The organism is Actinoplanes sp. NPDC049265 (assembly GCF_043197135.1).
Classification (GTDB): Bacteria; Actinomycetota; Actinomycetes; order Mycobacteriales; family Micromonosporaceae; genus Actinoplanes.
The window spans coordinates 26374-40178 of record NZ_JBICSP010000018.1 but is presented as its reverse complement, the minus strand read 5'-3'; the positions used below and the strand labels follow the sequence as shown (position 1 = coordinate 40178).

The window sequence follows — 13805 nt, the reverse complement described above, 5'->3', positions numbered from 1 at the left end:
AGCCCTGACTGTCCTCAACGCCGGGGTGACGACCGGCCCGGCCAGGGAGGCCCTGACTGTCCTCAACACCCGGGGGCGGAGGCGGGGCCGCGCGACCGGCCTGGGTCGGACCCTCCGGTGCCGAGCGACGGCCCTGCCGCGGACCCGGCGGCTCCGGCTGACCGTGGCGCGGGTCGGTCTGACCAGGCTGACCGTGACGCGGGTCGGCCTGAGCGGGCTGACCGTGGCGTGGCTCGGCCTGACTGGGCTGACCGTGACGCGGGTCGCCCTGCGGTCCGTTGGGGTTTCGGGAGTCGGTGTGCAGGGCGTTCGGGCCCTGGTCGTCCTGCTGCGGAGCACGACGAGCCGGCCCCGGCTGGCCGGGCCGCGGGATGCGTCCGGTGCCGCGCCCGGTCGGGTCGCCGGGCCGGCGGATCGGTCCGGACGGGCTGTCGGCCATCGCACCCGCCCGGCCGGGCACCGCCGGTGTGCGGGCGCCCTCGCGCCCCGGAACCACCGGCGGCACGATGCTGGCGCTGGCCCGCACCGGCTGGCCGGTCGGGCCCACACCCTGAATGTTGCCGGTCGCCCGCCCCGAAACCGCCCCGGTTCGCGCACCAGGCGCGGCACCGGTTCGCGCACCAGGCGCAGCATCGTTCGCGGGCCGCGGCGGAGCGCCACGCTGGCCGCGTGGAATCGGCCCGGTGCGTCCACCCGGTTCGGGCAGCCCGTGCCGGCCGGTACCTTCTTCCTCCGGCCCCGAAGACCCGCGACCACGCGGCCCGACCTGCGCGAACTCACCGCTCGCATGCCGCCCGCCACCCTCCGGCGGCGCACCCCGCCCCGGCGGCGTTCCAGGCCGCTCTGGAGTCGGCATCCCAGCCGGCGAACCAGGCCGCGGCCCACCCGACGGACCGGCCGGCGAACCCGGACGCGCCCCACCCGACGGACCAGAAGGCGAACCAGGCCGCGCCCCACCAGAAGGACCGGCCGGCGAACCAGGCCGCGACCCGCCCGACGGATCAGCCAACGAATCCGGACGCGCTCGACCCGACGGGCCGGCCGGCAAACCCGGACGTGCCCCAGACGGCCCGGCGGGCGCGCCGGGAGCGTGCATTCCCGCAGGCAGGCCACCATTCGGCGGCGGCGCGGCCCCGGTCGCCCCACGAGCACCGGAAACGGCACGCCCGGCCGGCGGCGGCGCCCCCCGCCGAACCGCCCCGGATTGATCGCCCCCACGCCGAATCGGCCCGGAAGCATCGTCCTGAGCACGCCGAATCGGCCCGGAGGGCTCGTCCTGGGGACGCCGAATCGCACCCGAGGCCTCGTCCTGGAGGCGCCCGATCGGCCCCGACGGATCGTCCTGAAGACTCTGCGGCCGCTTGATCGGCCCGGAGGGCTCGTCGGAAAGCCCTGCCCGCCCGAGCGGCATCGCCGGCTCATCGCGACGCCCTCCGCGCCGGATCGGCCCGGAAGGCCCGTCCGGAGAAGGCGGCACCGGCACCCGCCCCGATCCGCGCGCCGGCCCAGCCCCGGGCGAGACCGCACCCCGCGGAACGCCCCCCGGCGGAACCGCACCCGGAGGAACCGCACCCGGAGCACCGCCCCCCGGCGGAACCGCACCTGGAGAAACAGCCCCGGGCGGGACCGCACCCGGCGGAACCGACGGCGCGTTCCCACTGGCCGGAACCCCACCCGGCGCCGGCCCGCTGTATCCACGGGCCGGACTACCAGGCCGCGGCCCACCACCCTGGCCAGGCGCCGAGCCACCAGCACCGGCCGCCCCGGAAGAAGCATCGATCTGCCGCCGCCCACGCCCAGGCTCACCGGCCGGCCCACTCACCTGCGGCTGCTGCCCCGACGGCCGCTGCCACGACCCGGACGGCGACTGCCACGACCCGTCGAACCGCGCCCGCGCCGGACTGACCGGCTTAGCCGGCATCACAGGCTGCTGACCCGGCATCCCAGACTGGGACGGCATCCCAGGCTGACCCGGCATCGCGGGCTGACCCGGCATCGCGGGCGGGGAAGGCATCGCAGGCTGGGAAGGCATCGCGGGCGGGGACGGCGCCGGTCCAGGCTCCTCGTCCGGCCCGGGCGCCACCGCTCCGGACTTGCTGGTGCGCCCGTCGCCGGCCTTGCCCGGCCCGATCGCCCCGCGCTGCTGCTTGGCCGTACGCAGGTCGTCGAGCCAGCCGGTCTCCTCCTGCGAGATCTCCTCGGGCGCGTCGGGCTCCGCCGGCCGGCCCCGTCCGAACAGCCGGCGGCTCCGGCCGGTCTGGTCGTTGGTACGCGGGTCAGCGTCGTCGGGCCGTTCGGCACCGCGCGGGCTCACGGCTGTTCCTTTCCGGCGGCGGGGCCGCTGTCGTCTCGGTGTGCGTCGATGTCGTCGCCAGCCGCCGAGCCTACGGTCGAATTCTGTGCCGCGCCGTCGTCCGAATGTCCTACCGCACCCCCATCGCCGTCCTTGGCACGAGTTGCCGGGGGCGGCGTGGCAGCGGCCCGCGTCGTCGGCGAGCCACGGACGATGCGCCGCAACCTCGGAAGACGTTCCGACACCGCGCGTTCGGCCCCGTGTTCCGAAGGTCGGTAGTAATCGGCACCGACCAGGTCATCCGGGACATACTGCTGGGTAACCACACCACGTAGGTCATCATGCGGATATCGGTAGCCCTGACCGTGACCAAGACCACGGGATCCGGGGTAGTGCGCATCACGCAAATGTGCCGGGACGGCACCGCCCCGTCCCGACCGAACATCGGCCATCGCGGCCCCGAGCGCGGTCGTCACACTGTTCGACTTGGGCGCCGTGGCCAGATGCACCACCGCCTGGGCCAGGTTCAGACCCGCTTCGGGCAGACCCACATTCTGTACGGCCTGAGCCGCCGCCGTGGCGACCAGCAGCGCCTGCGGATCGGCCATCCCGACGTCCTCACTGGCGAAGATCACGATCCGCCGCGCGATGAACCGCGGATCCTCGCCCGCCACCAGCATCCGGGCCAGCCAGTGCAGCGCGGCATCCGGGTCGGAGCCGCGCATACTCTTGATGAAGGCGCTGGTCACGTCGTAGTGCGCGTCACCGTCGCGGTCGTAGCGGACGGCGGCCACGTCCACCGCCTTCTCCGCGGTGGCGAGGTCGATCTCCCCGCCGCCCTGGGCCTCGGCGGACGACGCGGCCGCCTCCAACGCCGTCAGCGCCTTGCGGACATCGCCGCCGGCCAGGCGTACCAGATGATCCTCGGCTTCTGAACTGAGCGTGACGGCACCGCCCAGCCCGCGCTCGTCGGCGACCGCGCGCCGGACCAGCGAGCGCACCGCGTCGTCGTCGAGCGAGTGCAAGGTCAGCAGGACGCAGCGGGAGAGCAGGGGCGAGATGACCGAGAAGTACGGGTTCTCGGTGGTCGCCGCGAGCAGCGTGACCGTGCGATCTTCGACCGCGGCGAGCAGCGAGTCCTGTTGGGTCTTGCTGAAGCGGTGAACCTCGTCGATGAACAGTACGGTCGGCGGCCCGCCGGCGCGGCGTTGGCGGCGGGCGGTGTCGATCACCGTACGCACATCCTTGACCCCGGCCGTCAACGCGGACATCGCCACAAACTTACGGTCGGTAGCCGCCGCCACCAGATGCGCGATGGTGGTCTTGCCGGTGCCGGGCGGCCCCCAGAGGATCACCGACATCGGTGACGCGCCGGTGACGAGCTGGCGCAGGGGCGCGCCGGGCGCCAGCAGATGCTGCTGTCCGACCAGCTCATCGAGGGTGGCCGGGCGCATCCGGACGGGCAGCGGCGCGTCCGCCGGAGGCGGCGTGAAGCCCGACGCCGCGGCATGACCGGGCGCCGCGGGTGCCTGGAGCGAGAACAGCCCGTCGGATTCCATCAGCAGCAGAGAGTACCGGCCATCGGCCCGTGCCCGAAATGCACGGAGGACGGCCGGTACACCGATCTATCGGTCAGCCGCGGCCCGGGCGACGCCCGTAGAAGCGGCGGCCGCTGCCCGAACCGTTGCGCGGGCCACTGCCGATGCCGGCCAGGTAGAGCGAGAGCAGCAACAATCCGAGCGCCGCGAAGGTGGGGAAGTTGAAGAGGTCGGTCTGCTTCACGTCGAGCAGATCGAGCAGGAGGTAGATACCGAAGACGACGGCAGCGGCAATCGCGAGCATGATTTGTTCCTCCGGGGGTGAGAGCACTTCGACGAACGTCATACCCACCTCCCCCACCTGCCAAAACTCCATCGTGGAGCAGCCTGAGGGATCGATAGGGTGTCGACGAGCGGCTCCCCGGCCCCGGCGACCCCACCGGCCTGCGCGGGTACGTCTACAACGTGGCGACGCGCCCGCCCCACCGGCGCCGCGGCTACTCCCGCGCGTGCATGACCGCCCTGCTGGCCTGGTTCGACGAAGCGGGCGTCGCCACCGTCGACCTGCGAGCGTCCACCGACGGCGAGCCGCTGTATCGCGGGCTCGGCTTCCGGCCCACCTCTCAACCGACCCTGCGGTACACCTTTCCGCGATGATGTCCTGATGCAGCCCACCATCGTCGAGCGCGCCGAACAGCCCTACATCGGCCGGCGCGAAACGATCACGATGACCGAGTTCGCCCACATCGCCGACCAGCTACCGGAGATGTTCGGCGACCTGGCCGCCCGGGGCGTCGAGATCGCCGGCCCGCCGTTCTTCCGCTACCGCGTGATCGACATGGCCGCCGACCTGACCGTCGAGGCCGGCATCCCGGTCGTCACCCCGCCCGCCGTCCAGGAGCCGACCTTCACCGACACGCTGCCGGCCGGCCGCTACGCGACGATCCGCCACATCGGCCACCCCGACGAGCTGATCGGGGTGACCGCGAAACTCCTCGACTGGGCCCAGCAGCAGGGCCTCACCTTCGACATGCGCCCCACCCCATCGGGCGAGGTGTGGGAGTGCCGCCTCGAGCAGATGTTCACCAACCCGGCCGACGAGCCCGACATGCACCGCTGGGAGACCCACCTCTACTTCAAGCTGAGCTAGCCGGCGGCAGGTCGACGGCGCGACCAGAGCCGGTACGGGCCGGTCAGGCTGGGCGGATATGAGATGGTGACGGGATGGGTACGGGGGATTGGGAACAGCGGGTGGCCGCGCTCTGGGCCACGATGGACGAGCACGATGCGACGGAGTTCCTCACGCTCGTCGAGAAGCTGGTCGAGGAGTTGCCGCCGGACGCGCCCGAGGGCTTCTTCGAGCGGGCCTGCGCCCTCGACTCGACCGGGCACTCGGATCTGGCCGTCCCGCTCTACCGCGAGGCCCTGGCCGCGGGCGTGACCGGTGAACGCCGCCGCCGCTCCGTGATCCAGATGGCCAGCTCGCTGCGCAACCTGGGCCGCTCGCAGGAGAGCGTGGCCCTGCTCACCGACGAGTTGAAGCAGCCATCCGACCACCTCGACGACGCGGCGAAGGCGGTGCTCGCCCTGGCCCTGACCGACGTCGGCCGCGAACGCGAAGCGGTGTCCCTGGCCGTCGGCGCCCTGGCCGCCCATCTGCCCCGCTACCAGCGTTCGATGGCCGACTATGCCCGCCTCCTGCTCAAACCCGACCCGGCCGCCGACCCGGAATCAGACGTCCACGACTGACCCGCCCGACCGGCCCAGACACCGCCCGGGCCCAGCGGTCGCAGAGCGAGCCGATCACGACTCAGCCGTCATCGCGGAAAGCTCGGCCTCCCGGTCCTGCCGGCTCCGCGGCCGCCCCAACGCATCAGGCCGGGCATCCCACGGACGCGGACCGGACAGCGGCCGGTAGTTGACCCCCAGCGCCGCCAGCCGCTCGGCGTGGACGGGAAGCCGCTCGCCGAAGTCGTCGCCCCGATGCCAGACCGCCTCGGCGAAGGCGGCCAGCCGCGGAAAGGCCATGTAGTCGACGCGGCGGGACGACTCCATGTGTTCGGTCCAGAGGTTGGCCTGAGCGCCGATCACCCGGGCGGCTTCGGCCTCGGTCAGGCCGGGCGGGACCGGGTCGAAGGCGTGAACCTCGGACAACGGCAGGACGGTGCCGACGGGGGTGGGTTCGCCGGGGTCCTCGGACTGGCGGTAGTCGAGATAGACCGCGGTGTCGGGGCAGGCGACGACCTCGTGGCCGGCCCGGGCGGCGCGGGCCGTGCGGGCGGGGCCGCGCCAGGCCGCGACCACGGCGTCGGCGGGGGCGCCGCCGTCGAGGATCTCGTCCCAGCCGTAGGCGCGGCGGCCCAGGGTGCGCAGATGCGCGGCGGCCTGGCCGATCCACCAGGCGTGCACGGCGCGTTCGTCGGCGAGGTCGTGGGCGCGGCGGAACTCCTGGATCGCGGCGGACTCGGCCCACTCGCCGGGCGGGCATTCGTCGCCGCCGATGCCGATGATCTCGGAGGGGAAGATCGAGCAGACCTGGGTGAGCACGTCGCGGACGAAACCCACGGCGGTGTCGGAGACGTTGAGCAGGTGGGTGGAGATGCCCCAGGCGGTGCGTACGGCGGGGGTCGCGCCGTTGCCCAGCTCAGGGTAGGCCGCGATCGCCGCCTGCATGTGCCCGGGCAGGTCGATCTCGGGAACGACGGTGACGTGGCGGGCGGCCGCGTAGGCGACGATCTCGCGCAGGTCGTCGGCCAGGTAGTAGCCGCCGTGCGGGCGTTCGTCGTAGCGGCCGTGCGACGACGAGCCGAGCATGCTGCGCGGCCGCCACGCGCCGACCTCGGTGAGCCGGGGCCAACCGGGCACCTCGAGGCGCCAGCCCTGGTCGTCGGTCAGGTGCAGATGCAGCACGTTCAGTTTGTGAAAGGCGATCAGGTCGATGAACCGCAGCACGTCGGCCACCGGCATGAAGTGGCGGGCCACGTCGAGCAGCACGCCCCGCCAGCGAAAGCGCGGCGCGTCCTCGATCTCGACGTGCGGCACCGCGGGCACCGCCCCCGCGGGCAGTGCCCGCCGCAGGAACGCGGGAGGCAACAGCTGCCGCAGCGTCTGCAACCCGTAGAAGACCCCGGCGGCCGATCCCCCGACAACTGACACCTCGTCATCGGAGACGACCAGCCGATAGCCCTCCCGGGGCCGCGACTCGTCCAGCCCCAACGTGACACCGCCGAGCCCCTGTGCCGACGGGCCGGTGGAAGGCAGCGCGGGCGACCCGAGCTGAGCGGGCCCGTCTGGCAACGCCACCCCGACGGGCTGCAGGACGCCCCGCAGCCAGACAGCGACACCGGCCAGCGCCGGCAGGTTGGACAACGGCAGATCGGTGAGGTCGCGGGCGCGGTCGACCGGCGCGGCCGCCGCGACGGGGGCGGGGATCAGCGAAAGCAAGGATGTGGGGGTCATCAGAAGTATGTGTCTAGCACGTCGACGAGGCGGCGTTCGTCGTCGATGAGGGGGATGTGCCGCCACTTGTCGAACGCCGTGCACGGGTGGGACAGGCCGAAGCGGATCAGGTCGCCCGGTTTGACCGGCACGCCGGGGTCGGCGCGCAGGTAGCAGTGGTGGTCGTTGAGCTTGGTCACGGTCAGGCCGGTGGGCGGGTCGAGCACGATCGGCAGGCCCTCGTCGAACGGCGCGTCGCGTTTGCCCATGCCGGCCAGCGCCAGGCCGGGCTCGGGCACGGAGATGACCTGCGCCCACATCTCCATCGCGGCGTGCAGCGGGCCCTCGACCGGCACCCGGTTGAACGGCGTCTTCTCGCGGTAGAACCCGTCGTCGTGGGTCACCGAGGCGCCGCTGCGCAGGATCAGCTGCCCCAGCCCGGCGCCGGCCAGCCGGGCGGTGACCCGGTCGAACCAGGCGCTGCCGCCGGCGGACACGATCGGTACCGGCGGCAGGAGGCCCGCGGCGCCGAGACGCCGGACACCGGACGCCAGTTCGTCGAGGAAGGCGTCGACCGAAGGCTCGTCGGACAGCTGTCCTTCGTACCCCGTCACGCCCGAAAGCGTCAGCACCGGCGCAGCGGCCACCGCGCGTGCCACCGCCTCCAGCTCCCCCAGATCGCGCACGCCCGTGCGCCCACCCGCGTGCCCCAGCTCGACCAGCACCCGCAAATGTCCCCCGGCCGAGGTGGCCGCGCCGGCCGCGGCCGCGACCCCGGCCGGCGAATCGACCTGGAACCAGACCTCCCACCCGGCCGCGACCTCGGCCGCCAGCCAGCGCAGGGCGGCGGGATCGAGCACCTCGTTGGCGATCAGGACGCGGGGTACGCCGAGCCGGCGCATCACCAGCGCCTGGTTGGGCGTGGCCACCGTCATCCCCCACGCGCCCGCCTCGAACTGCAGCTCGAGCAGCTGTGGCGCCATGGTCGTCTTGGCGTGCGGGGCGAAGTCGAAGCCGTGCCGGGCGCAGTAGGCCGCCATCGTGGCGACGTTGGCCCGCACCGCCGACTCCCGGACGGTGAGCAGCGGCCAGGTGAAGCCGCCGTCGAAGATGCTCGCCCCGCGGGCCGGCCCGCCGCCGGACGGCGCCCAGAAACCTTTGGCCCGCCAGTCGATCGGTTCGTCGGGGATGTCGAGCATCGCGCCCTCCTTGACCGTTGATCGCTGATCCGATGGAGTCACTTCGAGGATTCTTCGCGACGGTGGAGGTCGAGTGCGAAACTTGCGCGATGCGAAGGTCGAGGTAGGTCGCGAAGAACCCTCAAAACCTAGCAAGCCCGACCGACATTTTCCGGAGAGCGCATGCCCGAGCCGTACGACCTGCTGCTCATCGGGGGCGAGGTGCTCGATCCGGGCGGCGGGCAGCGTGGCCGGCTGGACGTGGCGATCCGCGGCGGGCTGATCGCCGAGGTGGGCGCGGCGCTGCCCCGGGACGCGCACGAGATCGTCGACGTGGCCGGTGATCTGGTCCTGCCGGGCCTGGTCGACGTGCACACGCATGTCTATCCGGGCGCCGGCTACTGGGGCATCGACCCGGATCCGATCGCGTGGCACACCGGGGTCACCACCTGGGTCGATGCCGGGTCGGCCGGTGCCTACTCGGTCGCCGGGCTGCGGGATTTCGCCACGGGCCGCCGGGTGCGCGTTCGCGCGTTGCTCAACATCGCCGGTCAAGGGCTTTCCGCGCGTACGGGAGAAGGGGTCGATCTCGCGAATTGTGACCCCGACCAGGCCGCGCGGGCCATCCGTGAGCACCGTGACCTGGTCTGCGGGGTCAAGGTGCGCATCGACCGGGAGACCGTCGGCGACAACGGCGTCGAACCGCTGCGCCGGGGCCTGATCGCGGCGCGGGAGTGTGGCGTGCCGGTGATGGTCCACATCGGAACGACCCCGCCGGCCCTGGCCGACGTGCTGGAACTGCTGCGGCCGGGCGACCTGCTGACCCACTGCGCGAGCGGATTGGCCCAGCCCACCGGCCCTGAGGCGCGTGCGGCGTACGAGCGGGGCGTGCTCTTCGACATCGGGCACGGCTCCGGCGCCTTCGCCTTCGACGTGGCCGAGGAACAGCTGGCGAGCGGGATGCCGCCGCACATCATCTCCACCGACCTGCACGCGCGTTCGGTCTACGGACCGGTGTTCGACCTGCCGACGACCATGGCCAAGCTGCTCGCCGCCGGCCTGCCGCTGGACGACGTGGTGGCGAGCGTCACGATCCGCCCCGCCCAGGCCCTCGGACTGCAGGCCGGATCACTCGCGCCGGGCCGCCCGGCCGATGTGGCGGTGTTCACCCGAATCGCCGAGCCGCAGCAGCTGACGGACGCCCATCGACAGACCCGCACGCTCCCGTTTCGCCTGGTCAACCGACATACGTACGTGGGTGGCCGCCGCCTGCCGGCCCAGTGGCCCGCTCCCCCGCCGCCCTGGGTGCCGCTGACCGCCGAGCAGACGGCGGCACTGCGGGAGCGCGAGAATGCCATCCGCGACCTGCTCGCCACGCCTCTCGTGGGCGTCGACGGGCTGGCCGAGCAGTTCCCCCGCTCTATTCCACCGAAGGAGTCCTGATGCCGAAGCGTTCCGTCAACACCGACAAGGCCGCGCCCGCCGGCGGCCCGTACTCGCACGCGATCGTGGCCGGTGACACCGTCTACCTGGCCGGGGCGGTGCCCGCGCTGGCCGACGGCACCCGCGTGACCGGGTCCTTCGAGGAGCAGGCGCACGCCGCCTTCCGCAACCTGGCGGCCGTGGCCGAAGCGGCCGGCGGCAGCCTCGACCAGGCCGTCCGGGTCGGCGTCTACCTGCGCGACTTCGACAACTTCCCGGCCATGAACGAGGTGTACAAGGAGTACTTCGGGGGCGAGCACCCACCGGTCCGCACGACCATTCCGGTCGAGCTGCGGGGCATGGAGATCGAGGTGGACGCGGTCCTCTACCTGGGCTGACCGGGCTTTCCCGTCTCTTTCTGGCACCTCGCCCCTCGGCGCATGGCTTCCGGTGGGCGGCCCTGCCCCGGGCGAGCGCTTCCTCGGGCCGCTTCCCCGCTCTCTCTCGGTTTCCCTCGTTCCTCTTGGGCGGCCTTCCTGTTGAGCGGCTTTCCCCCGGGTGGCCTTCCATGGCGGGCAGGTTCCTTCGTCGGGTGGGCGGCCCTTGTTGTTGAGCCTTCCCCCGGGTGGCCTTCCACGGCGGCGGGTCTTTCGTCGGGTGGGCGGCCTTCCTGTTGAGCCTTTCCCCCGGGTGGCTTTCCACGGCGGCAGGTCTTTCGTCGGGTGGGCGGCGTTTCGGGCGCTTCGCGGGCGGTAACCGAGTGCGAAGATCGCGTAACACGACGGCAACACCAGGCTGCCAGCATGCGGTGGGCGAGATCAGGGAGGTCCGTTGTACCTCAGCCAGCACGAGCAGGAACGGCTGCTCATCCACGTCGCGGCCGACGTCGCGCGGCGGCGGCGGGAACGTGGGCTCCGGCTCAACCATCCCGAGGCCACCGCGATCATCACGGCGTTCCTGCTCGAAGGCGCGCGCGACGGCCGTACGGTCGCCGATCTGATGGACGCCGGCCGGCGCGTGCTGACCCGGGACGACGTGCTCGATGGCGTGCCCGAGATGCTGCCGGAGGTGCAGGTGGAGGCCACCTTCCCGGACGGCACGAAGCTGGTCACCGTGCACGGACCGATCGCATGATCCCCGGCGAGGTGATCCACGGCGCGGAACCGGTGGAGATCAACGTGGGCCGGCCCGAGCTCCCCTTGACCGTACGCAACACCGGCGATCGCCCCGTGCAGGTGGGTTCGCACTACCACTTCGCCGAGGCGAACGCCGCGCTCGAGTTCGACCGGGAGGCCGCCTGGGGCCACCGCCTCGCCATCCCGGCGGGCACGTCGGTCCGCTTCGAGCCGGGCATGCCGCGCGACGTCATACTCGTGCCGCTGGCCGGCAACCGAATCGTGCCCGGCCTGCGCGGCTTGGCCGGTGGCCCGCTTGACGCCACGCCGCCAACTTCCACGGCGCCGCCTTCTTCCCCCGCGCCGCCCCCTTCCACGGCGCCGCTTTCCTCCGCGCCGCCGCCTTCCTCCGCGCCCCCTTCCCCTGCCGCGCCGGGCGACGGCGGCTCGCGGTGACCGCCCTGGACCGCGGCCGGTATGCCGCGCTCTACGGGCCGACCGCCGGCGACCGGATCCGGCTGGCCGACACCAACCTGCTCATCGAGATCGAGGAGGACCGCAGCGGCGGGCCCGCGGCCGGTGACGAGGTGGTGTTCGGCGGCGGCAAGGTGATTCGCGAGTCGATGGGGCAGTCGCGCGCCACCCGGGCCGAGGGCACGCCGGACACGATCATCACCGGGGCCGTGGTGCTCGACCACTGGGGTGTGGTCAAGGCCGACGTCGGGATCCGGGACGGCAAGATCGTCGCGCTGGGCAAGGCCGGCAATCCGGACACCATGGACGGCGTACACCCGGATCTGGTCATTGGCGGTGGCACCGAGGTGATCGCCGGGAATGGGAAGATCCTCACCGCCGGGGCGATCGACAGTCACGTACACCTGATCAGCCCGACCATCCTGCAGACCGCGCTGGCCAGCGGCATCACCTCGATCATCGGCGGTGGCACCGGGCCGGCCGAGGGCACCAAGGCCACCACTGTCACGCCGAACGCGTGGCATCTGGCCCGGATGCTGGAGGCCATCGACTCGTTCCCGATCAACGTGCTGCTGCTGGGCAAGGGCAACACGATGTCGGCCGAGTCGATGTGGGAGCAGCTGCGCGGCGGGGCCGGCGGGTTCAAGCTGCACGAGGACTGGGGTACGACGCCGGCCGTGATCGACGCCGCGCTGCAGGTCGCCGACGCGTCGGGGGTGCAGGTGGCGATCCACACCGACACGCTGAACGAGGCCGGTTTCGTCGAGGAGACGTTGCGGGCGATCGGCGGGCGATCGATCCACGCGTACCACACCGAAGGAGCTGGCGGCGGCCACGCGCCGGACATCATCACTGTCGCCTCGCACCCGAACGTGCTGCCGTCGTCGACCAATCCGACCCGGCCGTACACCCGCAACACCCTCAGCGAGCACCTCGACATGCTGATGGTCTGCCACCACCTGAACCCGACCGTGCCCGAGGACCTGGCGTTCGCCGAGAGCCGGATCCGGCCGTCCACCATGGCCGCCGAGGATCTCCTGCACGACCTCGGCGCGATCTCCATGATCGGCTCGGACTCGCAGGCCATGGGCCGGGTCGGCGAAGTGATCATGCGAACCTGGCAGACCGCGCACGTGATGAAGGCGCGGCGCGGCTCGCTGCCGGGCGACAACGGCGCCGACAACCTGCGCGCCCGCCGGTACATCGCCAAGTACACGATCTGCCCCGCGGTCGCGCACGGCATGGCCGATCTGGTCGGCTCGGTCGAGCCCGGCAAGCTGGCCGACCTGGTGCTGTGGGATCCCGCCTTCTTCGGCGTGCGCCCGGCCCTCGTGATCAAGGGCGGCATGATCGCGTACGCCCAGATGGGCGACGCCAACGCCTCGATACCGACGCCGCAGCCGGTGCTGCCGCGACCGATGTTCGGCGCGTACGGTGCGGTCCCCGCGCAGACGTCGGTGGCGTTCGTGGCCCAGGCCGCCCTCGACGCCCTGGTCGGCGACCGCATCGGCTGCCGCCGCCAGTTCGCGCCGGTCGCCGACACCCGCAAGGTCGGCAAGGCGGACATGCCGCTGAACGACGCCCTGCCCCGCATCGAGGTCGAGCCGGACACGTTCACGGTCCGCGTCGACGGCGAGGTCGTCGAACCGGACCCGGTGACCGAGCTGCCGATGGCCCAGCGCTACTTCCTGTTCTGATGTCGTCGCTGGCCACGCTGCTCGTGCTCGCCGACGGGCGGCTGCCCGCGGGCGGCCACGCGCACTCGGGCGGCTTCGAGGCGGCGGTGTCGGCCGGCCGGGTCGGTGACCTGCCAGGCTTGGAAGGGTTCCTGCGCGGCCGCCTGCACACGTCCGGCGTGGTGGCCGCCGCCTTCGCCGCCGCCGCGTGCACCGCAGCCGCGACTCGACTCGCTGATCTGAACGAGGGGCTGGATGCGCGGACCCCGTCGCCGGCACTGCGGCGGGCCTCCCGGGCGCAGGGGCGGGCGCTGCTGCGGGCCGGCCGGGCGATGTGGTCGTTCGAGCAGCACGCCCGGGATCCGCATCACCCGGTGGCGTTGGGCGTGGTCGCGGCGGCGGCGGGGCTCGGGCCGGTCGAGGCGGCGACGGCGGCCGCTCACGGCACGGTGACCGGGCCGGCCAGTGCGGCCGTACGCCTGCTGGGTCTCGATCCTTATGCCACGCACGCGCTGATCGCGGCCCTCGCCCCCGACTGCGACCGGATCGCCGCGCGGGCGGCCGCGGTCGCCGGCGCGCCCGTCGACGACCTGCCGGCCGACGGCGCCCCGCTGCTCGACATCGGCGCCGAACACCACGCGAGCTGGGAAGTGCGGCTCTTCGCATCCTGA

Annotated in this window: 14 protein-coding genes; 10 read left to right on the top strand and 4 right to left on the bottom strand. The window is 72.8% G+C overall.

Annotated features, from left to right (window positions below):
• The first annotated feature begins 380 nt into the window (after positions 1-380).
• Complete coding sequence (locus tag ACGFIO_RS33535) at positions 381-554, top strand: hypothetical protein (RefSeq protein WP_392832569.1); 174 nt, start codon at positions 381-383, stop codon at positions 552-554.
• A gap of 1756 nt (positions 555-2310) precedes the next feature.
• On the opposite strand, the gene ACGFIO_RS33530 is transcribed toward ACGFIO_RS33535, so the two are convergent.
• The gene (locus tag ACGFIO_RS33530; protein ID WP_392832568.1) at positions 2311-3852 is read right to left on the bottom strand and encodes a replication-associated recombination protein A; all 1542 of its coding nucleotides are present in this window, start codon (positions 3850-3852) and stop codon (positions 2311-2313) included.
• A gap of 73 nt (positions 3853-3925) precedes the next feature.
• Complete coding sequence (locus ACGFIO_RS33525) at positions 3926-4135, bottom strand: hypothetical protein (protein WP_392832868.1); 210 nt, start codon at positions 4133-4135, stop codon at positions 3926-3928.
• Positions 4136-4275: 140 nt separating this feature from the next.
• On the opposite strand from ACGFIO_RS33525, the gene ACGFIO_RS33520 reads away from it, so the two are divergent.
• The 3 genes from ACGFIO_RS33520 to ACGFIO_RS33510 all read left to right on the top strand — a co-directional run bounded on the left by ACGFIO_RS33520 (position 4276) and on the right by ACGFIO_RS33510 (position 5580).
• A complete protein-coding gene (locus ACGFIO_RS33520) occupies positions 4276-4488 on the top strand; it encodes a GNAT family N-acetyltransferase (RefSeq protein WP_392832866.1) in 213 nt (70 codons plus the stop codon).
• A gap of 7 nt (positions 4489-4495) precedes the next feature.
• The gene (locus tag ACGFIO_RS33515) at positions 4496-4981 is read left to right on the top strand and encodes a GyrI-like domain-containing protein (RefSeq protein WP_392832565.1); all 486 of its coding nucleotides are present in this window, start codon (positions 4496-4498) and stop codon (positions 4979-4981) included.
• Between the two features lie 74 nt (positions 4982-5055).
• On the top strand, positions 5056-5580 hold the full coding sequence (locus ACGFIO_RS33510; RefSeq protein ID WP_392832563.1) for a tetratricopeptide repeat protein: 525 nt from the start codon (positions 5056-5058) through the stop codon (positions 5578-5580).
• Positions 5581-5634: 54 nt separating this feature from the next.
• On the opposite strand, the gene ACGFIO_RS33505 is transcribed toward ACGFIO_RS33510, so the two are convergent.
• Both ACGFIO_RS33505 and ACGFIO_RS33500 read right to left on the bottom strand, forming a co-directional pair.
• On the bottom strand, positions 5635-7290 hold the full coding sequence (locus ACGFIO_RS33505; RefSeq protein ID WP_392832561.1) for a beta-N-acetylhexosaminidase: 1656 nt from the start codon (positions 7288-7290) through the stop codon (positions 5635-5637).
• Positions 7290-8468, bottom strand: coding sequence for an alanine racemase (locus ACGFIO_RS33500; RefSeq protein WP_392832560.1), 1179 nt, complete (start codon positions 8466-8468; stop codon positions 7290-7292). The genes ACGFIO_RS33505 and ACGFIO_RS33500 overlap by 1 nt, the downstream gene beginning before the upstream one ends.
• A 162-nt stretch (positions 8469-8630) precedes the next feature.
• On the opposite strand from ACGFIO_RS33500, the gene ACGFIO_RS33495 reads away from it, so the two are divergent.
• The 6 genes from ACGFIO_RS33495 (at position 8631) to ACGFIO_RS33470 (ending at position 13805) form a co-directional block, all read left to right on the top strand.
• A complete protein-coding gene (locus tag ACGFIO_RS33495) occupies positions 8631-9890 on the top strand; it encodes an amidohydrolase family protein (protein WP_392832559.1) in 1260 nt (419 codons plus the stop codon).
• Entirely contained in the window at positions 9890-10267 is a 378-nt protein-coding gene (locus ACGFIO_RS33490; protein ID WP_392832557.1) for a RidA family protein, read from the top strand. The genes ACGFIO_RS33495 and ACGFIO_RS33490 overlap by 1 nt, the downstream gene beginning before the upstream one ends.
• Positions 10268-10700: 433 nt before the next feature.
• The gene (locus ACGFIO_RS33485) at positions 10701-11003 is read left to right on the top strand and encodes an urease subunit gamma (RefSeq protein WP_392832555.1); all 303 of its coding nucleotides are present in this window, start codon (positions 10701-10703) and stop codon (positions 11001-11003) included.
• Positions 11000-11440 (top strand): urease subunit beta, encoded by a 441-nt coding sequence (locus tag ACGFIO_RS33480; protein ID WP_392832553.1) that lies wholly within the window; start codon positions 11000-11002, stop codon positions 11438-11440. Before ACGFIO_RS33485 ends, ACGFIO_RS33480 begins: the two co-directional genes overlap by 4 nt.
• Complete coding sequence (locus ACGFIO_RS33475) at positions 11437-13155, top strand: urease subunit alpha (RefSeq protein WP_392832550.1); 1719 nt, start codon at positions 11437-11439, stop codon at positions 13153-13155. The genes ACGFIO_RS33480 and ACGFIO_RS33475 overlap by 4 nt, the downstream gene beginning before the upstream one ends.
• A complete protein-coding gene (locus tag ACGFIO_RS33470; protein WP_392832548.1) occupies positions 13155-13805 on the top strand; it encodes an urease accessory protein UreF in 651 nt (216 codons plus the stop codon). The genes ACGFIO_RS33475 and ACGFIO_RS33470 overlap by 1 nt, the downstream gene beginning before the upstream one ends.